Here is a 24,162-nt window from a genome sequence, read left to right as displayed (position 1 = left end):
GCTTTTTTAAAAGGAAAAGTTTATCATTGTTCCCCCAAGCAAAAATATATACTGATATGGTATCATTTAATGAGTTCTCTACTATTCCAAGTCTGTTGCGAAATGTAATAGAGCACATCCACAAACCAGAAGATACATTCCTGATTCATAAGAAAAATAATGAATGGGAAGAGGTATCTTATGAAACGACGTTAAAACGTGCCGACTCAGTTGCCGCCTTTTTTCTGGAAAAAGGAATTACAAAAGGAGACAGGATGGGTTTAATGATAGAAAATTCTCCAGAATATGTTTATTACGACCAAGGGATACAGCAGATTGGCGCAATTAATGTTTCTATATATCCTACATTGTCCGAGCAGGAAGTGGAATACATCATTAATGATTCTGGCATTAAGGCAGTACTTGTTGGTAATACCTTTTTATATAAAAAAATATTAAAGATAGCAGGTAACTGCAGAAATTTAGCCTTTATAATACCGGCATTTACAGAATATACTAAGGTTGAAGTACCAGCAAACCTGAAAGCGGAAATTTTTGGTTTTGAAGATTTATTAGCAGTAAAAAAGGAGATTACTGAGGAAGAGCGACAAGTAATTACGCAAATCCGACTTTCTTTAAGGCCTTCTGACCTTTCCTCTTTGATTTATACTTCTGGAACCACTGGAACTCCAAAAGGTGTAATGTTATCACACGGTAATTTTGTAGAAAACGTTAAGGTGTGCCTGCAACAAATCCCCGTAATAGATGAAACGGAAACTTTTTTATCATTTCTCCCTTTATCCCACGTTTTTGAACGCACCGCAACGTATCATGTATGTTGTGCACAGGGATGTAAAATAGCCTATGCGCAAAGCTTAGAACTGCTGGCCAAAAATATGGCAGAGATTAAGCCAACAGTTATGAGTTGTGTTCCACGTTTATTAGAAAGAATACATGATAAAGCTATCAAAAGCGGCACCTCAGAAGGAGGATTAAAAGCTTCTATATTCTTGTGGGCACTTGAAACAGGTCAAAATTACCGACAAAGAAAGGAAGCAGGCGGAAATCCGGGACTCATACTTTCCCTGCAGCAAATGCTTGCGGAAAAACTAGTATTCAGCAAAATTAAAGAAAAAACAGGCGGAAGGTTAAAGTTCATGATTTCCGGTGGTGCAGCTTTACCCAAAAATGTGGGCGAATTTTTTGGTAATCTTGGCATTAAGATCCTGGAGGGCTTCGGCCTAACAGAAACATCTCCTGTGATGTCCGTTACCGAATACCATAGACAAGTATATGGCACTGTAGGCCGAGTAATTCCGGGCATTGAAGTTGGGGTACAGAATGTAGATACAAAAGATATTCTCAATATCCAAACGCATGAATCTTTCAACGAAAATTTTGAATCTCCGGAAGGTGAGATCATCGTTCGTGGTCATTGCGTAATGCAAGGTTATTTTAACAAGCCTGCAGAAACCGCCGAAGCGATAGACAAAGATAATTGGTTTCATACAGGAGACATTGGGCGTTTTTACAAAGGAAACTTACAGATTACGGATCGTCTAAAAAACATGATCGTTAATGCGTATGGAAAAAATGTTTACCCTACACCAGTAGAGAACATTTACCTTAAAAGTCTCAAAATTGAACAGCTGTTTTTAATTGGCGATAAAAGAGAGTACCTTACAGCAATCGTAATACCTAACCGTGAATCCCTTCAGGAGGCATTTTCATTACCTGATGAGTTTTTTGCAAGACAGGAAGTATTCATTACTGAAACTGAAATTATTGACTGGATAGCTAAAGACATTAGAAAACTATCTACTGAACTTTCAAAATTTGAGCGCATAAAGAATTTCAAAATTAAAAGAAATCCTTTTAGTATGGACGAAGGAGAACTTACACCTACCATGAAAGCAAAAAGAAAAGTAATAGAGAAAAAATATGCTGAGGTCATCAATGAGATGTATCAGGAATCTGTTGAAGCAGATTAAAAATCTTACTTTTGCCTAATTAATTTGAACAAATCATATATACGTGTAAATGCGTATATCCAACACATATGAGTACATCACTATCAGAACAAGAATTATTACGCCGCAATTCCTTAAATCAATTACGCGAACTTGGCATCAACCCTTACCCTGCAGAAACTTTTGAGATAAATACTACTGCTGCAGATATTTTAGCCAACTACGAAAAAGAGAAGACTGCTTATAAAACTGTAAGCATAGCCGGTCGTATCATGGGACGCAATATTATGGGAGCTGCATCTTTTGCAGAACTTCAGGACTCGACAGGCAGAATACAGGTATATTTAAAAAGAGATGAGCTTTGTCCTAATGAAGACAAGACTCTATACAATACGGTTTTTAAAAAATTACTGGATATAGGTGATTTTATTGGTATTCAAGGATTCGTGTTCACGACTCAAACTGGTGAGATTTCAATTCACGTAACTGAGTTTAAAGTACTCTCTAAATCTTTACGCCCCCTACCTATTGTAAAACGTGATGATGATGGAAACGTATATGATGGATTTACAAATCCTGAGTTGCGTTATAGACAACGTTACGTAGATTTAACGGTGAATCCTGATTTTAAACAAATCTTCATCATCAGGTCTAAAGTAATTAACACGATGAGAAATTACTTTGACAGCCAGGGATGGATGGAGGTGGAAACACCCATTTTACAACCTATTCATGGAGGTGCGGCTGCACGACCTTTTGCTACACATCACAATACGCTTGACATGCCGCTATACCTTCGTATAGCGAATGAATTATATCTTAAACGATTGATTGTTGCTGGATTTGACGGTGTTTATGAATTCGGAAAAATGTTCAGAAATGAAGGAATGGACCGCACTCACAACCCGGAATTTACTTCTATGGAAATCTATGTAGCCTATAAAGACTACATCTGGATGATGGGAATGGTGGAAGAATGTCTTGAAAAAATTGCAGTAGCTATTCATGGTTCTCCCATTGTTAAAGTAGCCGATCATGAGATTAACTTTGAAGGTCCATATGAAAAATTGACAATGTATGAGTCTATTCACAAATACACGGGCATTGATGTCTCCGAAATGACTGAAGATCAAATTAGTGAAACTTGTAAAACCCTTGGAATAGAAATAGACAATTCAATGGGCCGCGGTAAACTAATTGATGAGTTATTCAGTGAAAAGGTAGAAGCCAATTTAATTCAGCCAACCTACATTACAGATTATCCATTGGAAATGACACCACTTGCTAAAAAGCACCGTAGTAAAGATGGTTTAGTAGAAAGATTTGAACTATTTGTACTGGGCAAGGAAATTGGAAATGCTTATTCTGAACTAAATGATCCGATTGATCAAAAAGAACGTTTTGAAGACCAGCTAAAACTTGCTGCACGTGGTGATGATGAAGCCATGGCAATGGATGATGATTTTATCCGTGCATTAGAATATGGAATGCCACCTACTTCCGGTTTAGGAATTGGTATTGATCGTTTGGTGATGTTAATGACTAATCAGTCTACTATACAGGAAGTATTATTTTTTCCTCAAATGCGTCCTGAGAAAAAAGCTAAAATAACTACCGATCAGGATTTCATTGATTCTGGTGTTCCTGAAGAGTGGGTACAGGTAGTTCGTAAAATGGGTATCAATACCATTGAAGAGCTTAAAGCTGCAAATCCAAACAAGGTATTTAACGACCTCGGTGGAATGAGAAAAAAAATGAAATTAGATATAGTTATGCCTGCTAAGGAAGATGTAATGTCCTGGTTTTCTTAACAAACTAATAACATAAACTTAAAGGCTTACTGTAACTTAATGTAGTAAGCCTTTGTTATTTTTAGCCTGTACTAAAATTACAAGTTATGAATATCTCCAGCATTGAAATTACAGAGAACGAATACTGCATAAAATTGAGTAAAGACGCATTTGACCTTTCCTTAATCAGACAGCTAATCAAACGAATTCAATCAGAACAATTATTTTTCAGCAAATCCAAAGATTCTTACGAGGATGACATCATCAGCAGAAAAGCAGATTCAGTAAATGAAGATAATTTTGACAGATTAAGTGATAAATAAAAAAGCCCCTTGTCTGGGGCTTTCACTATTTAATATCTTAACTCTACTTTACCTGTATCTTACCTGTTGTTGTTTATCCAACATCCCCAGTTGATCTTTCATTTGTTTAATCTGATCGGCTAGCAGTTTATTCTTATCTGCTTTCTTGGCCTCCGTAAGATACATTTGAGCTTCTCGTTTATTTCGTTTTCCCATAGCGATGCCCGCAAGACTAAGTTTAGCCATTGCAATATTATGATCCATATGCAAGCCCAATGATAGTGCTTTTTTAAAGTACTTTTCTGATTGCATTGGTGCTTTCCTGGATTCAATTAACCCAATTAAAAGATTGTAGTACCCCTGCTGAAAGCTAATCAGTTGTTTCTCATAATTGGTGATTCTTTTCAGAAATTGTTCTGCCTTTGGCATATTGTCTTTACGCAAATACCACTGCGCAAGTAACATATTCTCATTAAAAAAATAGGTTACTCCAACTAAAATACTGATAAACAAGGCTAAAATACCCCAACCCCAAAAACCAAAAATCATTAAAGCAACAGAAGCCCCAAAAATTGTGAAAGCTATAATAAGACGAACTACGTTTGGCATATCTTTTTTTTCTGCAAATATCGTGTTTATATACCTAAAATCAGATTTAAAATTATAATTTCACAAAAAAAACGATAAATGTCAGCAGCACTTGAACCGGGTTGGTTAACTATTTTAGGGAACGAATTTGAAAAGGAATACATGAAATCTTTAAAGTCTTTCTTGCTTGAAGAAAAACAAAAAGGTTACACTGTATTCCCAAAAGGCCCAGACATTTTTAATGCTTTTAACCATACCCCTTTTGATAACGTTAAGGTTATTATCCTTGGTCAAGACCCCTATCATGGAAATGGTCAGGCGCATGGGCTTTCGTTTTCAGTACAAAAAGGCATTACTACACCCCCATCACTAAAAAACATTTATAAAGAACTTGAAACTGATATCCCGGGATTTAAAATTCCTGTACATGGTAATCTTACCAAATGGGCAGATGAAGGTGTGCTGTTACTCAATGCAACACTAACGGTCCGGGCACATGAGGCAGGTTCTCACCAGGGAAAAGGTTGGGAAATTTTCACGGATAGGGTAATTGCAGAATTATCTGCCAGAAAAACTGGCCTGGTCTTTTTATTATGGGGAAAGTACGCACAGAACAAAACTGCTTTAATAGACGCTACTAAACACACCATTCTAAAAGCAGCGCATCCCTCTCCATTTTCTGCATATAATGGATTTTTTGGCAGCAAACACTTTTCTACAGCTAATCAGAAGTTAACGGCCCAGGGAATTACTCCAATAGATTGGCAAATTGATTAATATTCCAGGGGCACAATTGGCTCTTTTTTGGTAGTTGACATAATCATCATGGTCTGAAATGTCTTTACAACCGAAATTTTACTGATTTTGTCCATGATCAGGCGCTCATAGGATTTGATATCATTTACATATACTTTCAATAGAAAATCTGCCTGGCCAGTTACATGATGGCATTCAGTAACCTCATTAATCACATTAACTTCATCAAGAAAAATTTGTATCGTATTGTTCTTGTGAAAATCTAACTGTACTTGAATAAAAGTCTTGATACCTAAACCTAACTTCTCCTCATCAACCAATGCATGATAACTTTTAATGTATCCAGACATTTCCAGCTTACGCACACGCTCAAGCGTAGGAGCTGGAGAAAGGCCAATTTCCTGGCTTAATAACAAATTGGTTATCCTTCCGTTTTCTTGCAAGAGTTTAAGTATTTTAAAATCAATTTTATCTAAATCAGCAGCCATTTTTATTTATTTGTGATCAAATGTAAAACATAAAAGAAGCTTTACAAAATATTATTCTAAAATTACACACGATTTATTACATTTATTTGCCTAAATTATATTTAGATTTGTCTAAATATAATGTTAGTTAGATGAAAAGCAACTCATTTACAGAAGAGAACTACCTCAAAGCAATATACCACCTATCGGTAGATTCCGCTGTTGCAGTGCAAACTAATGCAATTGCTGATGGCATGCATACAAAACCTGCTTCTGTAACGGATATGATTAAACGTTTAGCGGAAAAGCAAATGGTCAACTATACCCGTTATCAGGGTGTAACGTTAACAGATCTGGGTAAAAAAGCTGCTATTAATGTGATCCGAAAGCATAGGTTGTGGGAAGTATTTTTGGTAAACAAACTGAACTTTAAATGGGACGAAGTGCATGATATAGCCGAGCAACTGGAGCATGTTAATTCAGACATATTAATAGATCGTTTAGATCAGCACCTGAACTTCCCCAGGCAAGACCCACATGGAGACCCCATACCAGACAAGAACGGAAAATTTGAAGACATATCACTCATTAAACTGAATAAGTTGCAACCAGGAGACAAAGGAATGATTGTAGGTGTTATGGAGCATTCCTCCCCTTTTTTAAAACATCTTGAAAAAATAGGCCTTACACTTGGCACAGACATCACAATTAATGACCTTACTGATTTTGATGGTTCGGTAGAACTGCTTGTTAGCGACAAGAAATTGAACATTAGCAGAGAGGTTGCAAAAAATATATTGATCAAACTATAGTATGAAAAGAGACGCAGAATCATTAAGTGAGGTTCATCAAAGCATTGACACTAACAAACGCACTGGTTGGAAAAGGATCCTGTCTTTTATAGGCCCGGCTTATTTAGTTAGTGTAGGCTATATGGATCCGGGAAACTGGGCCACAGATCTTGCTGGTGGAAGCAAATTTGGCTACCAACTTATCTGGGTCTTACTGATGTCTAACTTAATTGCATTATTACTACAATCGCTTAGTGCACGACTAGGCATAGTAAGAGGATTAGATTTAGCACAAGCTTCCAGAAATAGTTATCCAAAATGGGTAAACATTCCCTTATTTATTCTGGCACAAACTGCTATAGTAGCCTGTGACCTCGCTGAGATTATTGGAATGGCAATAGGACTACAGCTATTATTTAAGTTGCCCCTTATATGGGGAATAAGTCTCACTATATTTGATACTTTCTTACTCCTATTCTTAATGAATAAAGGCATGCGAAAAATGGAAGCATTTATTGTATCCATGGTTTTCATTGTTGGAATTTCCTTTCTGGTAGAGATGTTTATCGTTGAGCCCTCTTTCACAGAAATAGCCAGTGGTTTTAAACCGAGTTTACTATCGGGACAGGCATTGTACATAGCCATAGGAATTATTGGTGCCACCGTGATGCCCCACAACCTTTACCTTCATTCTTCACTTGTGCAGACCAGAAAATTTGAGAGAGACAGCAACGGTATTAGAGAGGCTATCAAATTCAATTTCATTGATACCGCAGTAGCACTTAACCTTGCTTTTTTTGTGAATGCTGCCATTTTGATACTTGCTGCTGCTGCCTTTTACAAAAATGGCCTTCATGAAGTTGCTGAAATTAAAGATGCCCACCGCTTATTGGAAAATATATTTGGTGGTGTTGCACCCAGTCTTTTTGCCATTGCCTTAATTGCTGCCGGACAAAGTTCTACCGTTACCGGAACGCTTGCTGGTCAAATTATTATGGAAGGACACTTAAATCTGCGTATTGAACCCTGGCTACGCCGTCTAATTACCAGGATACTAGCTATTGCACCTGCTTTTTTCACCATTTTATGGTTTGGAGAAGACGCGTTAAGTGGTCTGCTTATTTTGAGTCAGGTGGTGTTGAGCTTACAATTGGGTTTTGCAGTGATCCCACTTATACATTTCACCTCAAGTAAAAAAGAGATGAAAGAATTTGCTATTAAAACCTGGGTTAAAATTCTGGCCTGGTTAAGTGCATTGGTGATTGTAATCTTAAATGTAAAGCTTGTAATAGAAGAAATTTCAGGATGGGCCAATGATATTAACGGTTCGTTCATCTACGGTTTAATCCTGCTCTTTGCGGCTGCCATTGGCTTTTTGCTACTTTACATATTTATTTATCCGCTATTCAAATCCAGGAAAGACAAGCAGGTAAATATCCCCCATGGGCATGCGTTAAACATTAATGACATCGAAAAAATTACCTATAAAAGGATTGGTATTACTGTAGATTTCTCGAAACAAGACCGCAACACTATTCAACATGCTTTACTACAGGGAGGAAAGGATGCCACCTACGATTTAATCCATATTGTTGAAACAGCTGTAGCACGATATCATGGACAGCTTGCATTAGATCATGAAACACAAAGTGACGCAGATAACCTCCAAAAGTATTGCGATAATCTTGCAAAACTTGGCTACACTGCTCACCCTTATATTGGATTTGGCAGCACTGCAAAATCAATTGCAGAGATTAGTAAAAAAAATAAACTCGAACTACTGGTAATGGGGGCTCATGGACATAAAGGAATTAAAGATCTTATTTTTGGCACCACTGTTGACTCGGTGAGGCATAAAGTATCAATTCCAATATTTATAGTTAAATAAAATGCGGATATTTGCGGGCTCTAATAAATTCAACACCTAACTCTTAATGAAGAACGATATACAAATAAAAAACAAAAGGGCTTATTTTGACTACCACATTATTGAGAAATATGAGGCCGGACTGGCACTTTTGGGTACAGAAATCAAAGCTATCAGACAAGGAAAAGCGAACATGTCTGACGCTTTTTGCATGTTTGTTGGCAACATTTTGTATGTAAGAAACCTTCATATCTCTGAATATAGCCACAGTTCTTTTCATCACCATGATATAAAAAGAGACAGGGCTTTGCTTTTACAAAAAAAGGAATTAAAAAAACTAAGGGTTAAGGGCGAAGAAAAAGGCTATACAATTGTTCCTTTACGAATTTTCACCAATGACAGGGGATTTGCAAAAATAGAAATTGCGTTGGCGCAAGGAAAAAAAGAATTTGACAAACGAGACAGCATCAAAGATCGTGAATCAAAACGTGAGATGAATCGTGCAATGAAAGTTTAATTACCAGGCCTGGTCTCCTACCAAAGGGACAAATCTAAAGGTATCCAGTTCTATTTTCTCATAATCAGTTTCACTCACTCTAATTACGGTTACCATAACCTGGGCATGCTCATTACCTACCGGGATTACGAGTATGCCACCAATTTTAAGCTGCTTAAGTAAAACTTCCGGTACAAAAGGGGCACCTGCTGTTACAATAATTTTATCGTATGGGGCGTGTACAGAAATCCCTAAAGAACCATCTCCAAAAAAGAATTTGGCATGATACCCCATTCCCGGTAAAACTTTAATGGTACGCTGGTAAATGCTCTCCTGGCGTTCAATTGTAAAAACATTTGCGCCCAACTCCATCAAAACACAAGTTTGATATCCTGAGCCAGTACCAATTTCTAATACTTTATCGCCTTTTTTAATATGTAACACTTCGGTCTGATAGGCTACAGTATAAGGTTGAGAGATCGTTTGTCCTCCACCAATTGGAAAAGCAATATCCTTATAGGCCTGGTTCCAGAATGTCTCATCAAAAAAGAAGTGCCGGGGAATTTTCCCTATGGCATTTAATACCTTCAAATCTGCTATACCCCTTGATTTAAGGTGTTCTACCAATTTTTTTCTTGCGCCTCTTTCCCGGTAATTGTCTACAAATTTGTATGCCATCGAACTTCAAAAATAGCGCTTTGAAATCAAACGGAGGTATGAATTTTACTTAAATATTGTCCTGAATTTCTAAACAACACAATGTCAAGGCAAACCAAAACTAATATGGATCAACATCTATTTGCAGGATAATGCCCTTGGCAATTTTCTCAGCATTAAATGCAGTGATGCTCTCTTTCAAAAAGTTTTTAAGCTTAGGAATGTTTGTTTGCCTGTCTGCTTTTATGATAATTTGTTTAATGTAATAATTACGGATCCTGGAGATCAGCGGCTGTTCCGGTCCCAATATGCGCCCACCAAGCTGCGTCCTAAGTACTCCGGCAAAATTTAAAGCAGCCAAATTGAGCGCATCTGCATCCTTATGTTTAATATTTATAAAAATTAACCTCGTAAAAGGCGGATAAAAGAACTGTTTTCGCTCCTCTATCTCATCATAATACATTTCAACATAATTGTTATCCATCACCTGCCTTATAATCCTGTGGTCATCAGCATAGGCCTGAATACATACCTTACCCTGTTTTTCTCTTCTTCCAGCCCTGCCAGCTACTTGTGCCAGCAATTGAAAACTCCTTTCAAAAGCTCTAAAATCAGGGAAATTAAGCAGTGTATCTGCGTTAATTACACCAATCAGTGTCACATTATCAAAGTCCAGCCCCTTAGCTACCATCTGTGTGCCTATTAAAATATCAGTTTTCTTATCCTGAAATTCTGAGATGATCTTTTGGAGACTATTTTTTGTTCTCGTGGTGTCTACATCCAATCTAGCAATCCTCGCCTCCGGAAAAATCAGGCTAAGTTCTTCTTCTACTCTTTCCGTTCCAAACCCCTTTTGTTCAATATGAACAGAGCCGCAAGCCGGGCATAGCTTTAGGCTTGGCTGGTGGTAACCACAGTAATGACAGTGGAGCTGTCCGCTACTTTTGTGAAAAGTTAAACTAACATCGCAATTGATACATTTTGGTGCAAAACCACAAGTGGCACAAATTAAGATGGTGGCATATCCCCTCCTGTTTTGAAACAAAATTACTTGCTCTTTAAGCTCCATGGCAGAAGAAATGTCATCTACCAACACACTTGAAAAATAGGAAACCATTTTCTTTCTCTTCGTTTCTTCTGCAATACTTACCACTTGCTGTACCGGTAATTGCACACCACCAAACCTCTCCGTTAGCGTAACCAGGCCATACTTACCTTGCAAAGCATTATAATAACTTTCTAAAGATGGCGTTGCAGAACCAAGAATAATCTTTGCCTTGTGGAGGTGCGCAAGGTAAACAGCTGTATCCCTGGCCTGATACCTTGGTGCAGGATCATGTTGTTTATAAGAAGATTCATGTTCCTCATCAACCACAATTAATTTCAAGTCCCCAAAAGGTAAAAATACGGCAGAGCGCGCACCCAAAATTACTTTGTAAGTACCATTAATCACTTTGTTCCAGATTTCCACCCGCTCTAAATCATTAAATTTTGAGTGATAAATACCAATTGCATCGCCAAAATATAGTTTTATCCGCTCTACAATTTGAGTGGTTAGTGCTATTTCAGGCAATAAAAATAGTACCTGTCCACTATTTTCAATGGCTTTCTCAATCAGCTTAATATAAATCTGTGTTTTACCAGAAGCAGTAATCCCATGAAGCAATACAACATCCTTTTGTATAAATTCTTCATTGATTTTTTGCAAGGCGCTTTCTTGTGAAGTACTGAGTTTAAAATTTAAAATAAGGTCATCATTTTCATCTTTAAGCCTGCTTACTGCTTTTTTCTGTAGTATAAATACGTCTTTATCTAGTAGCGCCTTAATTGCACCCTGTCCACAATTACTAAATTCCAGCAAATGCTGCTTTGAGATTTCCTGATTCTGTTTAGATAGGGTTATGTAGGCCAACAAGGCATCCAGCTGCTTAGGAGCACGTTCAAGTACCGTAAAAAGCTGCTTAAAGTTCTCCTCATCATCTTGATAAAAAGGACTTAAGCTGATGAAAGACTTTAAGAGCGGCTTATATTTATCAATTACTTCTTCGGCTATATAAACCAATTCCTTTTCCATTAAAGACCTGATTATCGGGAACACAGTCTTTTGTCCAAGTAATTTTGTAATTTCATCAACAGATAAACGTCCTTGTTTTTTAAGCACTTCAATTAGAATTGCCTCTTTTGCAGTGATAATTTCGGAACCATCGGTAAAATCTTCTTTTAATATGATAATGGTTTCACTGGCAAGTTTCAATCCGGCAGGTAAAGCAGCAGCCATTACATCCCCTTCATTACACATATAATAACTGGTCATCCAATCCCAAAATTCAAACTGAAGTGCATTGACAACAGGATGCTCGTCAATTACATCAATGATGTATTTGGCTTCGTAATGTTCCGGAGCAGTAGTATGAATACTTTTTACTAGAGCGGTGTAAATTTTATTCTTCCCAAATTGAACTATAACGCGCTTACCTACCGCAATCAATTCATTTAAATGAAAAGGAACGCGGTACATGTAATTTTTTGAAAGTGACAGTGGTAAGATTACGGTTATAAAAAGAGTTTCCCGCTCGTTGAAATCAAGACTATCCTGCATTAGCGGTGTCTTAATGCGGCAAGGAACAAAAACATCCAGCCAAGAATGAGCAATAATCCACCTAATGGAGTTATTGGCCATATATAATTGATAAAGCCAATATTAGTGATGCTTTTGGAAGCTAGCAGGTATAGCGAACCCGAAAAAAGTAAGATTCCAAAACTAAAGGAAAAGTATGCAAGGTCAATCAGTTTATTTCTAAACCTTACAAAGGTAGACAGAAAAAGTAATGCAAAAGTATGATAGAACTGATACTCTACCCCTTTGTTCCATATTGTAATGGATTCTGCACTTATTTTATCTCTTAACCCATGTGCTCCAAACGCACCCAGAATAACTGCAAGAGCACCAAAAACAGCAGCCGTTAAAATTATTCGTTTATTCATTTGTGACCCATTTTATTTTAAGAAACGCTAAATTAATAAAATCAGGATACATCACTCTCCAATCCAAGTAATAAAATTAAATTTGCTGTAACTAAAAAAATGAAAACCATATACACCACCATATTTGTTCTTCTGCTTGCCATGTTATACATGGCTTGGTTTTATTTTAATAACCTGGATAAAAGAACCAGCATTAATGACACCAGTATTTATGCAGCTACCTGTAATTCAGGCATCGTTGTCCGTATTCAAAATGACAAAAGTACATTTGACATTTTAAAAGGCCAACAGCTATTTAAGAATATAATAGGCGAAGCGAAGTTTAAAACACTTTCAACCTTAGAAACTACTTTTACTTCCTCTCCAGAATTATTCCGCTGTTTTGATCAGCAAAATAGCTATATCAGTATATTACCGGGAGAAAAAGGAGAAATGGACTTATTGCTTAGTACCCAACTTAACGAAACTGAGGATCAAAAAAAACTGGAAGAAATCTTAAAATCCAGTGATTTCAAAATAGAAAACATTCCACCTTTAAAAAAAATAACAATAGCGGACAGTTCGTCATTTTATCTTGCCAGTACTGATCACCTGGTTATGATTTCTAACTCCTTTGAGCAAGTCACAAAAGTTCTAAATCAATTAAAAGAAAGGAAAGATAATCCATTTTTTGAATTTTTAAAAGAAAACAGTAATGCCAGAAAATCTAATCTTGCTAACCTTTTCATAAATTTCAATAAAATCCCGGAACTGTTAAAAACGATTAGTACTGGCATCAACGGTGATTTGATTGTGCTCAAAAACTTAAATGCCTTTGCAAGTTTAAATTACAATTTTAGTAAAGAGCGGCTATTGTTTAATGGCAGCACGTTGCTAACTGATCCGGATAATTACCATCAGCTTTTTTCGAACCTGCTCCCACAAAAAACAATTATAGATAATATTCTTCCAGAAAATACGGCCAATTATACGCTTTATGCAATAGAAAGTTACAGCTCATGGAGAAAATCGCTTAACCTTTGGCTTTCAAAACAAAAAAGTAAGAATATACATAATTTTAGCCAAACCCTCAGCAAAAAGTATCATATTAACATGGAAGAATCCATTCCAAAATACACCAAAAATCAATTCATTACATTCCAGCTCAACACTGGAGAAAAACTTGGTGCAGTAAATTTAACAAATGGAGATAAACTCGAACAACAATTACTCGACATCAGCGACAGCTACACGGATGAAATCAGGCTTTTTAAAGAAGCAGACCTATTATATTTCTATTTTGGTTCTGCATTTCAAAAATTTAAAAGACCATATTATGTTATCATTGATAACTATTTGATTTTTTCCAATTATGCCAGTACACTCCAAAATTTTCTAAGTCATTATAAAAGCAACAATTTACTAATAAACACTAACACATATGTTGCCGCAGTTAACCAGCTTTCAGCCACTGCAAATGTTGTATTTTATTTAAATAACAATCAGTCTGAAGCTATTTTCAGAAACAATTTACTAAGTCCGTTCTACAAACATTACCGTTCTAAAGATGGTTTAAGGCCATTTGAAACCCTCACCTGGCAACTAAGTGGAGATAAAGGTAAATTCCAAACCAATCTCTTGTTAAATACAAAAGAGGAGCAAAAGTTAATAGATACGGTTGTAAGCATTACACAATAAAAGAAAAAAAAAGCACTAGATTTAGGAATTGATTTCCTTTATGAATAGAATATACCTGACACCTGTTTTCTTCCTCATCCTCACCATTCAGGCAAATGCTCAGCAGTATGGATTATTCAATACAAAAACCCTATTTGATGCTTTTGAAAACCCTGCCCAAAAAGCATTTATATTAGATTCATCAAGACAGTTTGCTTCCAATTTTTTCCTTCCAAATTTTGGAGTTAACGCGGCAAATAAAGGCGACGCAAATAATACCATCAGAGGATTAATCTCCAATGGTCTTTATACAGCTCAAGGATTACCCTTAGGAAGTGGAAAAACCAATACAGTTTATGAAAATGCAAATATTTACCTATTCGCTTTTAGGATATTTAAATCATATAAATTTAATAAAGAAATTGGCTTTGCCTGGCAAGTACGTACAGATGCGCACCTGGATTACACGAATGAAAGCCTGGCTTTACTAGATGATTACAACCGGTTTGATAAAGGTCGTCTATATGAAAATATCTTTAATGACAAGGGCCAGGTCCAAACCTACCACCAGTTTAGCATAAGTTACAGAGAAAATTACAACAAGAAGCTCTCGTTTGGCGCAAAGCTTAGCTTACTAAGTGGCATAACCTACAATAAACTAGATATCAACGGATCATCGATGTACGTAGACCCTTCCTCCAACCAGCTGTTGCTAAAACTTACAGGTGCTTATAAATCCAGCTTTTTTGATTGGGATGAAGTCAACAAGAAAACACTGTTTCCCAACTTTAAAAGTCCCGGTTTATCTCTTAGTCTTGGAACAACTTACAACTCAAAAAAAGGGGTTACCATTATGGCCAATTTAAAGGATCTTGGTTTTATCAAATGGAGCAAAAAATCACATACGGTAGAGCTTACCGAAAAAACCATCGAACAATTTCAAAATGATCCAAGTATAGAAATAGGCACTGACATCTACGAAACCATCAAAAATAACGATCAGCAAAAGAGTTTTTATTCTTTAACTAATGCCAAAGCAGATTTCTTGATCTCTAAGGCTTTTGACTTCTACGTACCAGGCTTAATATTATCAAAAAACCTTGTTTACAAGGGTGGAGATCTTGCATTCATTAATACGTTTAAATACAGAGATTTTTCGGCCAGCATCGTACCCAACTACAACCTTAATGGCTTTTTTATGATTGGTGCACAAGGCATGTACAAGACACCAAATTTTGAATTTTTCCTGGGCTCAGATAATTTATCAAAAACTGCGGTAATTTTAAAAGATGTAACCGGATCAAATGGTTATAATGGCGCATCTTTCTATATGGGAATGAGTATCAAATTTGGTTATGTCGTAAACCATCCTTTAAACAGCAGTTATATGCCAGGAATAGATGATCAGCAGGAAGAAAGCTTTTTTAAGAGAATATTTAGTGTATTTAGCAGAAAGAGATAACTAGGCTTTTTTCTTTGGCTGTGTAAGTACAAAGTCCTTTAAGTAATAAGGCTCAAAGTAAGCTATATTCTGGAAATCTTCATTAACATAGGCATCAAAAGCTAATGTACTCATATTAGCTGCAGAATTAAAATTTAAAGGTGAAAATATAGCATTTGCATGTTTAATCACATCAGCGCATTTCATGGCTCCATCACCAATAAAAGTCACCTTTCCCGTTTTCAATACATCCTCATAAGCATGCTCATCAATCACCATTGCACTTACAGGGGTCAATAGATTTAGCTTAGCATCGCACAAGGTAGTGTAAACCTCCATCCTTCTTGCATCAATCATCGGACAAACCAAACCATCATAACAGTCAGTTTGCTCGAGAAAGCCATTTGCCATCATTTTTAGCGTATCAACAGCAATAAGTGGTTTATCTAATGCAAAACATAAACCCTTAGCCGTAGACACACCAATTCTCAAACCCGTATAAGATCCCGGCCCTTTACTCACAGCTACAGCATCCAGTTCCGGGTAAGTTAAACCAGCGTCCCTCATTATTTCGTCAATAAATATTGTGAGGTTGCCTGCATGAATATTCTGAGCAATTTCTTCCTTTAAAGCTATTGTTTTACCGTTAACAGATAGTGCAACTGCACATGCCTGAGTGGCAGTTTCAATTTGAAGTAGGGTTGTCATTTAATTAAAGATAGTATTTTAAATTAAGGAACAGGATCATGACCGTGGGCAGCCCAGGGATGGCACCTTCCAATCCGTTTAAGCGTTAGCCAACCACCCTTAAATGGTCCATGCTTTTTAATGGCCTCAATACCGTATTGTGAACAAGTGGGTGTGTACCTGCAATTAGCTCCCAATAAGGGAGAAATTAGCAATTGATATACTTTAATCAATGCCAGAAAGAACCAGCCGATAATTTGTCTAAGAAATTTCATGGGTACCGATATTGGTTTGCAGCTTTTTCAAAGCGGCATTTAATTTCTTTTCCAAAAATAGATGCTCATATTTCTGTTTTCCAATAAACTGAAGAGAAAGCAATAGCAACTCGCCTGGCCTGTCAAGTATATCATACAACTCGGTTTGCTTTTGAAGGCGGTAAATTTCCCTTGTCCTACGTTTGATTAGATTTCTGTCAACGGCTCGTTTATATCTCTTTTTAGATACATTGATGACCACCTGAACAGGAAAATCTTCTTTGGCCTCAATAAACAAGTAGGAAACGCGGTAGGGATATAACAAAAAAGAAGAACCGTTCTTAAATAGCAGGTCTAACGACTTTCTGCTGCATAACCGTTCTTCTTTAGAAAATGTTTTCATGTTTTCGATTGTAAAATTGCAGATTTTGATCTGCCAACACTTAACGTGCTACAATCAAAATTATGCTTTGTGACGACGCTCGTCTGAAACTGATAGTTTTTTTCTTCCTTTTGCACGACGGGAAGCTAATACTCTTCTACCGTTTGCTGTAGCCATTCTTTCGCGGAAGCCATGTTTGTTTCTTCTCTTTCTTTGCGAAGGTTGGAATGTTCTTTTCATAACTGTATTATATCTTAGACTATTTTTTTAAATAAGAGGTGCAAATATAGTTCGATTTTTATTTAAATGCAAATAGATTTTAAAGGTAAATTAGTTTTCTACTATTTCGACTTCAATAAATCTCTAATTTCAGTCAGCAGAGCTTCTTCTTTGGTAGGCACCACTGGTTTTGCATCAGCCACTTCCTGTTTACGTTTTAAAGAATTTATCCCTTTTACCAACATAAAAACGGCCAATGCCAGTAAAAAGAAATTGATAGCCACAGTAATAAAATTACCATAAGCAAAAATTACTGTATCTGGAACTTTTCTTGCCTCTTCAAGCGCCAGGTTGGCTGTCCGCTCTCCTTTTAAAACAATATACAGGTTACTGAAATCGATAGAACCAATTATTGATGATACCAACGGCATGATTAAATCCTTCACAACGCTGTCAATAATTTTCCCAAACGCGCCACCAATAATTACGCCTACAGCAAGATCCATTACACTGCCTTTAATGGCAAACTCTTTAAATTCCTTTACAAAACTCATTGGGTACTTTTTAAATATTTTTACTAGCAAATAAAAGTATAAATTTTATTTTAGAATCAAAAATCATCTTAAATAGTATTATCGCTTGGCTAACTAAAGTCTTAAAGAATTTCCAAAAGATACTTTTTCTTGTGAGTCTTCGTTTAACAGCTACGTTCAGGGCAGAATAAATTTAACTGCTTACAATATATCTAATCCAAATGTGTATTTTTGAAACGGTATAAAATGCCGCGTTACTATAACATGCTTAAACAACATCTACAACAAAAATTATTACAAAAACTATCTCCCCAGCAAATACAATTCATCAAATTGCTGCAGGTTCCAACAGTTGCTTTAGATACAAGAATAAAAGAAGAATTAGAAGAAAATCCTGCTCTTGAAGATCCTAGCTTGATGGTAGCTGAAGAACCTAAAGGCGAATACGATGATTTAAATGACGGGCAGGACGATTACGACTCAACGGCCAAGGAAGATACTTCTGACGAATTTAATGTAGATGATTATTTACAGGATGACAATACAAACGACTACAGCACATCATACAATAATAATGATGACGATGAAGAAAAGAAAGAAACGCCAATAGCTATAGAAAGTACCTTCTTCGAAAGTTTGCAAGAACAACTTGACCTTGTACCATTATCAGATAAAGATTTCATTGTTGGCAAGCAAATAATTGGAAGCCTTGACGATGATGGTTATTTGAGAAGGCCAATTACATCTATGATTGATGACCTTGCTTTTTCCCAAAACGTAATGGTGGAAGAAGAAGATGTGGAAGATATGCTAAAAATCATTCAAAGCTTCGATCCTCCCGGAATTGCGGCTAGAGATTTACAAGAATGTCTTACCTTACAGCTCAAAAGGAAGGACTCCAACAATCCCATCATCTTAAAGGCCATTACTATTGTAGAACATCACCTGGACGAATTTACCAGAAAACACTACGATAAACTCGAAAAATCCCTGGGCTTAAACAGCGAAGATCTTAAAGAAATTGTTGCGGAAATCTTAAGATTAAATCCTAAACCCGGAGATTCCAATCAGGTTACCACAAAGCAGCTTCAGGTGATTCCTGACTTTCATGTTGCGAATAACGATGGCGTACTCATTCTTACCCTTAACTCTAAAAATGCACCTGAACTTCGGGTTAGCCGTTCCTACATCGACATGTTTGAACATTATGACAAGGCCTCCCAAAAAGATAAAAAATTAAAAGAAGCTGTCCAGTTTGTAAAGCAGAAACTGGATTCGGCAAAATGGTTTATTGATGCAATTAAACAAAGACAGCAAACTTTGCTTAAAACAATGAACGCCATTATGCAATATCAATATGAATATTTATTAACTGGTGATGAGCGCAAAATGCGCCCTATGATCCTGAAAGATATTGCTGATAAGATAGATATGGATATATCTACTGTATCCAGAGTAGCCAATTCAAAATACGTTCAAACAGAATTTGGTACTTTTCTTTTAAAATCTTTCTTCTCAGAAGCAATCCAAACAGAAAGTGGTGAAGAAGTTTCCAACAAAGAAGTAAAGAAAATTCTGGAAGACTGTATTAGTAATGAGGACAAACGCAGACCACTTGCAGACGAAAAGCTTACTGACATCTTAAAAGAGCGCGGTTATAATATCGCAAGACGTACCGTTGCAAAATACAGGGAACAAATGAATATCCCCGTAGCTCGTTTAAGAAAAGAATTGTAAGCTTACCACATGCGTGTTGTGCTAAGCACTTCATAAATATTGTTCAGCTGCAATCCAAGTACAATTTCATGTGTACCGTTGCTAACCTTATTTAAATCCGAAGTAGTAAAATCATATGAGTAAGTTAAGTTAATCAACTTACTCATATTAAATCCCACAAGTGCGGAATAAGAATCATTACGACGATAACTTCCACCAACCCATAACCTGTCCCTAAAAGACACCTTCAAGTTCATATCTACAGAAACCGGAGTTGGACGCACACTTTTAACCATAACCGACGGAATAGCGGCTATCTCATCGTCAATAAAAAGTTTATACCCAGCAGTTATAAAATAATGAGCAACCTCTTTCCCAGAATTATAACTTGGATCATTTGTAAAGGATAACTTTTGCGGAATAATCTGCTGAGCGGCAACTCCGGCAAAAAACCTTGCGCCATATAACCATAGCCCCAGGCCCAAATCAGGCTTCACCTGGTTTACAATCGTATTAGAAAGCGCGGGATCGCTGGCATTTTCCAATAAGAGTGCATTCACATCCAGTGCTATATTAGTTAACCCCACTGCAGCACCAACAGATAAATTTAATGTATTAGCTAACTGTAAGTGGTACGCATAAGTAACATTGGCATCGAGTCTTGAAATTGGACCGGTCTTATCCAAAACAGCGGTCACTCCCATGCCATGGTGCGCAGGCGAAGCAGTATAATTCTGCATGTAATTTTTACTCATCGGGTCGTCCCCTTTTTCAGGTAAAGACAATGCATTTCTCCATAAGTAGTCGCTTCCAAGGTTCCAATTTGCAGTAATAAAGGATGTTTTTGGCGCATTAGTGATACCTGCCCATTGTTTACGGTAGCCCATTTTCACATCAGCATAATTTTCTATACCGCTTAATGCAGGATTTAGAAGATAGTTATTGAACACATACTGGGTATACTGCGGCCGCTGTTGGGCCGTAGCTATTGATGCCAGTAGCATAAATGTAACCAATATAAAATGGTAAGGTTTCAAATTATCTAATTAAGGTTAATGAGCCCGTTACTCTACTCCTGCCATTTTTTGGATCTATAATGTAGTAATAGGTTCCTACAGGCAAAGCTTCATTTTTAAAATTCCCGTCAAAAGGTACGGAATATCCTTTACTAAAAAACACTTTTGCGCCGTAACGGTCAAAAATATCGACGGTTACGTTCGGATAGCTGTCCAAATGGGCAATATTCCATGTATCGTTTACACCGTCTCCATTTGGAGAGAAAGTATTTGGAGCATTAACCGAATTCAAAACATGCACAGAAACCGTTTGGTAAACAATGCAATTACTACCAGAAGTTACAGTCACCGTATATTCTGTGTCTTTTTCAGGAGTAACTATAGGATTAGAAATTGTACTACTACTCAATCCAGTTACAGGACTCCATTGATAAGATATTTTAAAGCCAGTAGCTTCTGATAAAATCATCTTTTGTCCTCCAGCTAAAACATATACATCACGATCCACAAAAAGAGAAGGTTTTGGCATTACCTTTATCTTGTTAACTATTGTTTCAGGGCAGCCATTGTTAGCGGTGAAAGTATAAGTTATGGTATGGCCACTTTCATTTACACCTGCCACTGCAGGATTAAACTTAAAAGCGTTAGCACCAACCTGAACAACGCCTGGTCCGGAATAGACGCCAGTTCCTGGCAGATTAGCGGTTTCTGCGGCTTGAGTTAAAGGTATGGATTCTGCATTAACACAAATTGGATCAATATCATCAAATTTTAAGATTGGAGCCGCTAAAACAGTAATATCTTGAGTCTTATCCTCATGACAGCTAAGCGCAGTACCCCCAGAATAAGCAACTAGGCGTATTTTATAAGTTTTCGCTTCAGGCGTATTGAAAGCTTTATAGTCAAAAGAATAGGACTCACCAGAAGTTGGACTATCGTCAGTAACTACCCATTCCGGATGATTTACAAAATCAGGCTGCCATTCAAGTTTTGTCAAATTACCACCTTGTAAAACATAAGAAGTGCTGGTCACCAAAACTTCCTTATTGCTACATAACTTATCCATATTCGCTACACTAAATATAGGGACAGGAGTTGCACCGTTAACAGAAATTCTTTGAGTCTTTGAATTCTTACAACCCGAGGCATTGATTACAGTTAAGGTCACATCATAATCTGTAGGCCCAGGATATAAATGTGCACCAACTTTGAGTTGTGAGGTATTCATAGCGGGATTTGAAGCATCGCCAAAGTCCCAGAAATACTGCAAACCTGTTTCCGTTCCTAGTTCATTTGTTGATGTATTTTTAAAAACAGCAACTTCAGCCTGACACACAGTTGGTATTTCAAAGTTCACATTAGGTAATGAAGCTACAGTTACCACCTTAGGTTCAGGAAAACTTTGACATCCATCAGATTCCGATTCGGTAACCAGAGTAATGGTATAACTTCCTGCTTCACTATAAGAATATGTAAAAGGTAAGGCGTCAAACTTATTAATCGTTGGCTTTCCATCTCCAAAATTCCAAAGCCATTTTACAATTTTACCCGGTGTTTCTATGCTAGACTGATCAGTTATAGAGAACTCAACAGACGGACATACAACAGAAGGGGCACTGAATTTAGCAGTCATCTTTGGCCGTACATTCACTGGAATATCTTTCACATCAGACATACATCCTGTTTCTGTAGCAACTGATAGCTTTACGCTATGTTCCCCGCCTGAGGTAAAAGTATGAAAGGGATTTTGAGTTGTTTCTATCTTACCATCATCAAACGTCCAGGTCCATCGGGCAATTTTCTTACCAACAGTATTTGAGTTGCTTCTGTCAAAAAACTGGACAGGTACATCGGGACAAATGTTTGTTCCAGGTGCAAAATCAAAATCGGGATCTGGCAAAGCATCCACATTAAACTTAAAAGTCAACTCAAGCGGTGCTCCCGGGCACCCAGCCATGGTGGCAGCCAAATTTATGTTCACTTTCATCTCATTCTCACCCAGATCAGCCAACTCGAATTCTTTATTTGCTAAATAAAAATAAGAGTAATAGACTTCTCCATTCACTGTAATCGGCGTTGCAACAGGCGCAGCATCTACATAAGGTATGCCCTCATTTAGCGACCAGGTAATTTTGCTAACCTCATATGGAAGAACCACTTTAAAACTAGCAGGTTCATCCACGCATGCATCAGGACTTTCAAGCGTTTTACTTTCATTCGTTACCAATAAATAATTATTGCTTGCCAGATTAGTCCCTGCAGAGTATCCATAAGACTCAACATTTCCAAAACCATACGCAACCGCATTAAAACCAACATCAGCCATTAAGGTTACACTTGTCAACTCAATATCCAATCCAATTTGAATATAAGAAAACTCTGGGTTAGATGGAACTGGCACCCATGATTTGATGGGGGCTGCTCCATCAATCTTAAAGGTTGATGTGCCTGAGGTTTTCATATATATATTGATATATTTCTCCGAAATCGCTTCGTCTTTGGAAGAGAACAACGTAATTTTCTTGATGTTGAATTCTACAGGATTTAGCAGGATCATTTCGGGATCACCTGTTTTAGCTCCTCCATTAACCCCGGAACATGCCTGGCTTAAAGAATACTGCGCTACACTAATGTTTTTATCTGCAGTTACTAATGAAGAGACACTTGATATTGGCGAAGTGTAATACATACCAGCATTTAAAGTGGCAACTAAAACTCCATCTGCTTTTACAGTAGTATTGTCTTCTTGTGCAAGTACCCTTACAATATGCCGTCTATCGATAAATGGCACTATGCCGTAATTTTTACCCCAACTATTCACAGGATAAAGCTGCTGAAAAAGTGGATCTCTTGACACAGTAACATTTGGAGCCAACACGCAATCACCAATATTATCAGCTGAACTTCCTGAAAATGCTACAAATTTCTTGCATCCAGAACTAATTGGATCTACATCTATAAAGGTCCCAGTTAAATCAGTGGCATCTACAGAGCGATATTCAAAAACATCCCCTTTAAGGTTCAAATGTATAGGAATTATTGTATTACCATTATGAATTCTTACATCTGTATCGTCTTCCGCAGCAACAATGACAATAAAGTTATTGCCTTCATTAGGACTCTGTGTAAAATTCATAGAATAATACTTCTGTCCAGCAGCTTCTACTGGTAATAGCAATGATGCTGCCGATCGCCTGCCTGCATAAATATGGGCATAAGCTGCAACTTTAGGTTGACCATCTGTAACTTTAACATGAATCCCTCTTGAGAGTACACTTTCTGAAATAATAGTTCTTGTAGGATAAGATTCAGTTTCATCAATGTACGCCTGGCTTCTAGGCACATCAAATGGCACACTGGTATTGGCAGGTATTGCTTTTGACCCTGATGTATAAGTACCACAACTAACTGTTACTTCAGAATTCTCTTTAGAAGTCACATATATAGTAATATTAGCCAAATTGTTAGCACCGGCAGGATTATGAGTTGGAAAAACAGCCCAAAACTCAGTGCCCTCATTAGATATATTTTGGCCATTTACTTTCTGAAAACACAAAAGTATAAGGATAAAAATCAGCAGGTAAACCGATTTACTCATAAAAAAGAAAAT

At 37.0% G+C, this 24,162-nt stretch carries 22 protein-coding genes; 10 read left to right on the top strand and 12 right to left on the bottom strand.

Features of this window, described 5'->3' with window-relative positions; translation table 11 throughout:
- Positions 1-56 precede the first annotated feature (56 nt).
- From LPB86_RS15265 to LPB86_RS15255, 3 genes are all read left to right on the top strand, one after another.
- Positions 57-1,970, top strand: coding sequence for a long-chain fatty acid--CoA ligase (locus LPB86_RS15265; protein WP_230645481.1), 1,914 nt, complete (start codon positions 57-59; stop codon positions 1,968-1,970).
- Positions 1,971-2,038: 68 nt separating this feature from the next.
- On the top strand, positions 2,039-3,760 hold the full coding sequence (gene lysS / locus LPB86_RS15260) for a lysine--tRNA ligase (protein ID WP_230645464.1): 1,722 nt from the start codon (positions 2,039-2,041) through the stop codon (positions 3,758-3,760).
- A gap of 86 nt (positions 3,761-3,846) precedes the next feature.
- Positions 3,847-4,062 carry a hypothetical protein gene (locus LPB86_RS15255; protein WP_230645462.1) on the top strand — a complete coding sequence of 72 codons (216 nt, stop codon included), beginning with the start codon at positions 3,847-3,849 and terminating at the stop codon, positions 4,060-4,062.
- A 48-nt stretch (positions 4,063-4,110) separates the two neighbouring features.
- On the opposite strand, the gene LPB86_RS15250 is transcribed toward LPB86_RS15255, so the two are convergent.
- Positions 4,111-4,650, bottom strand: a complete 540-nt coding sequence (locus LPB86_RS15250) for a DUF2892 domain-containing protein (RefSeq protein WP_230645460.1) — start codon at positions 4,648-4,650, stop codon at positions 4,111-4,113.
- Positions 4,651-4,728: 78 nt separating this feature from the next.
- Between LPB86_RS15250 and ung the strand changes: the two genes are divergently transcribed.
- A complete protein-coding gene (ung, locus tag LPB86_RS15245) occupies positions 4,729-5,406 on the top strand; it encodes a uracil-DNA glycosylase (protein WP_230645458.1) in 678 nt (225 codons plus the stop codon).
- Here the strand turns inward: ung and LPB86_RS15240 are convergent.
- Entirely contained in the window at positions 5,403-5,873 is a 471-nt protein-coding gene (locus LPB86_RS15240) for an Lrp/AsnC family transcriptional regulator (protein WP_230645456.1), read from the bottom strand. The two genes, ung and LPB86_RS15240, sit on opposite strands and share 4 nt — an antisense overlap.
- 131 nt (positions 5,874-6,004) lie before the next feature.
- Between LPB86_RS15240 and LPB86_RS15235 the strand changes: the two genes are divergently transcribed.
- From LPB86_RS15235 to smpB, 3 genes are read left to right on the top strand one after another with little or no spacing between them, the layout of a single operon-like run.
- The gene (locus tag LPB86_RS15235) at positions 6,005-6,664 is read left to right on the top strand and encodes a metal-dependent transcriptional regulator (protein ID WP_230645454.1); all 660 of its coding nucleotides are present in this window, start codon (positions 6,005-6,007) and stop codon (positions 6,662-6,664) included.
- Position 6,665: 1 nt separating this feature from the next.
- The gene (locus tag LPB86_RS15230) at positions 6,666-8,531 is read left to right on the top strand and encodes an Nramp family divalent metal transporter (RefSeq protein WP_230645451.1); all 1,866 of its coding nucleotides are present in this window, start codon (positions 6,666-6,668) and stop codon (positions 8,529-8,531) included.
- 46 nt (positions 8,532-8,577) lie between these two features.
- Positions 8,578-9,027 carry an SsrA-binding protein SmpB gene (gene smpB / locus LPB86_RS15225; protein WP_230645449.1) on the top strand — a complete coding sequence of 150 codons (450 nt, stop codon included), beginning with the start codon at positions 8,578-8,580 and terminating at the stop codon, positions 9,025-9,027.
- Here the strand turns inward: smpB and LPB86_RS15220 are convergent, their stop codons facing one another.
- From LPB86_RS15220 to LPB86_RS15210, 3 genes are all read right to left on the bottom strand, one after another.
- Positions 9,028-9,684, bottom strand: a complete 657-nt coding sequence (locus LPB86_RS15220; protein WP_230645447.1) for a protein-L-isoaspartate(D-aspartate) O-methyltransferase — start codon at positions 9,682-9,684, stop codon at positions 9,028-9,030.
- Between the two features lie 100 nt (positions 9,685-9,784).
- Complete coding sequence (priA, locus tag LPB86_RS15215; RefSeq protein ID WP_230645444.1) at positions 9,785-12,262, bottom strand: primosomal protein N'; 2,478 nt, start codon at positions 12,260-12,262, stop codon at positions 9,785-9,787.
- Entirely contained in the window at positions 12,262-12,648 is a 387-nt protein-coding gene (locus LPB86_RS15210; RefSeq protein WP_230645442.1) for a DUF423 domain-containing protein, read from the bottom strand. Before LPB86_RS15210 ends, priA begins: the two co-directional genes overlap by 1 nt.
- A gap of 99 nt (positions 12,649-12,747) precedes the next feature.
- On the opposite strand from LPB86_RS15210, the gene LPB86_RS15205 reads away from it, so the two are divergent.
- Both LPB86_RS15205 and LPB86_RS15200 read left to right on the top strand, forming a co-directional pair.
- The gene (locus LPB86_RS15205; RefSeq protein WP_230645440.1) at positions 12,748-14,325 is read left to right on the top strand and encodes a hypothetical protein; all 1,578 of its coding nucleotides are present in this window, start codon (positions 12,748-12,750) and stop codon (positions 14,323-14,325) included.
- Between the two features lie 40 nt (positions 14,326-14,365).
- A complete protein-coding gene (locus LPB86_RS15200; protein WP_230645438.1) occupies positions 14,366-15,766 on the top strand; it encodes a DUF5723 family protein in 1,401 nt (466 codons plus the stop codon).
- On the opposite strand, the gene tsaB is transcribed toward LPB86_RS15200, so the two are convergent.
- From tsaB to mscL, 5 genes are all read right to left on the bottom strand, one after another.
- Complete coding sequence (tsaB, locus tag LPB86_RS15195) at positions 15,767-16,453, bottom strand: tRNA (adenosine(37)-N6)-threonylcarbamoyltransferase complex dimerization subunit type 1 TsaB (protein ID WP_230645436.1); 687 nt, start codon at positions 16,451-16,453, stop codon at positions 15,767-15,769. It lies immediately after the preceding gene.
- Between the two features lie 23 nt (positions 16,454-16,476).
- On the bottom strand, positions 16,477-16,707 hold the full coding sequence (yidD, locus tag LPB86_RS15190) for a membrane protein insertion efficiency factor YidD (protein WP_230645434.1): 231 nt from the start codon (positions 16,705-16,707) through the stop codon (positions 16,477-16,479).
- Positions 16,694-17,089: a ribonuclease P protein component gene (gene rnpA / locus LPB86_RS15185; RefSeq protein WP_230645432.1), complete on the bottom strand. Its 396-nt coding sequence runs from the start codon at positions 17,087-17,089 to the stop codon at positions 16,694-16,696. Before rnpA ends, yidD begins: the two co-directional genes overlap by 14 nt.
- Before the next feature lie 60 nt (positions 17,090-17,149).
- The gene (gene rpmH, locus LPB86_RS15180; RefSeq protein ID WP_008241331.1) at positions 17,150-17,308 is read right to left on the bottom strand and encodes a 50S ribosomal protein L34; all 159 of its coding nucleotides are present in this window, start codon (positions 17,306-17,308) and stop codon (positions 17,150-17,152) included.
- 101 nt (positions 17,309-17,409) lie between these two features.
- Positions 17,410-17,841, bottom strand: a complete 432-nt coding sequence (gene mscL / locus LPB86_RS15175; RefSeq protein WP_230645430.1) for a large conductance mechanosensitive channel protein MscL — start codon at positions 17,839-17,841, stop codon at positions 17,410-17,412.
- A gap of 243 nt (positions 17,842-18,084) precedes the next feature.
- Here mscL and rpoN point away from each other — a divergent pair, with 243 nt between their 5' ends.
- Positions 18,085-19,557, top strand: a complete 1,473-nt coding sequence (rpoN, locus tag LPB86_RS15170; RefSeq protein ID WP_230645479.1) for an RNA polymerase factor sigma-54 — start codon at positions 18,085-18,087, stop codon at positions 19,555-19,557.
- A gap of 2 nt (positions 19,558-19,559) precedes the next feature.
- Here the strand turns inward: rpoN and LPB86_RS15165 are convergent, their stop codons facing one another.
- The gene (locus LPB86_RS15165; RefSeq protein ID WP_230645428.1) at positions 19,560-20,573 is read right to left on the bottom strand and encodes a type IX secretion system membrane protein PorP/SprF; all 1,014 of its coding nucleotides are present in this window, start codon (positions 20,571-20,573) and stop codon (positions 19,560-19,562) included.
- Between the two features lies 1 nt (position 20,574).
- A complete protein-coding gene (locus tag LPB86_RS15160) occupies positions 20,575-24,150 on the bottom strand; it encodes a PKD domain-containing protein (protein WP_230645425.1) in 3,576 nt (1,191 codons plus the stop codon).
- Between the last annotated feature and the right edge of the window lie 12 nt (positions 24,151-24,162).

Origin of the sequence: Pedobacter sp. MC2016-14 (assembly GCF_020991475.1) — a bacterium.
Taxonomy (GTDB): Bacteria; Bacteroidota; Bacteroidia; order Sphingobacteriales; family Sphingobacteriaceae; genus Pedobacter.
The sequence above is the reverse complement of the archived record's forward strand: the minus strand, read 5'-3'. Positions and strand labels throughout refer to the sequence as shown.

Excerpts from the sequence above, each read along its gene's own strand:
- LPB86_RS15220 (WP_230645447.1), bottom strand. The coding sequence starts at position 9,684 with ATGGCATACAAATTTGTAGACAATTACCGGGAAAGAGGCGCAAGAAAA.
- LPB86_RS15250 (WP_230645460.1), bottom strand. The coding sequence starts at position 4,650 with ATGCCAAACGTAGTTCGTCTTATTATAGCTTTCACAATTTTTGGGGCT.
- priA (WP_230645444.1), bottom strand. The coding sequence starts at position 12,262 with ATGCAGGATAGTCTTGATTTCAACGAGCGGGAAACTCTTTTTATAACC.
- LPB86_RS15160 (WP_230645425.1), bottom strand. The coding sequence starts at position 24,150 with ATGAGTAAATCGGTTTACCTGCTGATTTTTATCCTTATACTTTTGTGT.
- LPB86_RS15265 (WP_230645481.1), top strand. The coding sequence starts at position 57 with ATGGTATCATTTAATGAGTTCTCTACTATTCCAAGTCTGTTGCGAAAT.
- rpoN (WP_230645479.1), top strand. The coding sequence starts at position 18,085 with ATGCTTAAACAACATCTACAACAAAAATTATTACAAAAACTATCTCCC.
- rnpA (WP_230645432.1), bottom strand. The coding sequence starts at position 17,089 with ATGAAAACATTTTCTAAAGAAGAACGGTTATGCAGCAGAAAGTCGTTA.
- tsaB (WP_230645436.1), bottom strand. The coding sequence starts at position 16,453 with ATGACAACCCTACTTCAAATTGAAACTGCCACTCAGGCATGTGCAGTT.
- LPB86_RS15200 (WP_230645438.1), top strand. The coding sequence starts at position 14,366 with ATGAATAGAATATACCTGACACCTGTTTTCTTCCTCATCCTCACCATT.
- ung (WP_230645458.1), top strand. The coding sequence starts at position 4,729 with ATGTCAGCAGCACTTGAACCGGGTTGGTTAACTATTTTAGGGAACGAA.
- LPB86_RS15230 (WP_230645451.1), top strand. The coding sequence starts at position 6,666 with ATGAAAAGAGACGCAGAATCATTAAGTGAGGTTCATCAAAGCATTGAC.
- mscL (WP_230645430.1), bottom strand. The coding sequence starts at position 17,841 with ATGAGTTTTGTAAAGGAATTTAAAGAGTTTGCCATTAAAGGCAGTGTA.
- lysS (WP_230645464.1), top strand. The coding sequence starts at position 2,039 with ATGAGTACATCACTATCAGAACAAGAATTATTACGCCGCAATTCCTTA.
- LPB86_RS15210 (WP_230645442.1), bottom strand. The coding sequence starts at position 12,648 with ATGAATAAACGAATAATTTTAACGGCTGCTGTTTTTGGTGCTCTTGCA.
- LPB86_RS15255 (WP_230645462.1), top strand. The coding sequence starts at position 3,847 with ATGAATATCTCCAGCATTGAAATTACAGAGAACGAATACTGCATAAAA.
- LPB86_RS15235 (WP_230645454.1), top strand. The coding sequence starts at position 6,005 with ATGAAAAGCAACTCATTTACAGAAGAGAACTACCTCAAAGCAATATAC.
- smpB (WP_230645449.1), top strand. The coding sequence starts at position 8,578 with ATGAAGAACGATATACAAATAAAAAACAAAAGGGCTTATTTTGACTAC.
- LPB86_RS15240 (WP_230645456.1), bottom strand. The coding sequence starts at position 5,873 with ATGGCTGCTGATTTAGATAAAATTGATTTTAAAATACTTAAACTCTTG.
- rpmH (WP_008241331.1), bottom strand. The coding sequence starts at position 17,308 with ATGAAAAGAACATTCCAACCTTCGCAAAGAAAGAGAAGAAACAAACAT.
- LPB86_RS15205 (WP_230645440.1), top strand. The coding sequence starts at position 12,748 with ATGAAAACCATATACACCACCATATTTGTTCTTCTGCTTGCCATGTTA.
- yidD (WP_230645434.1), bottom strand. The coding sequence starts at position 16,707 with ATGAAATTTCTTAGACAAATTATCGGCTGGTTCTTTCTGGCATTGATT.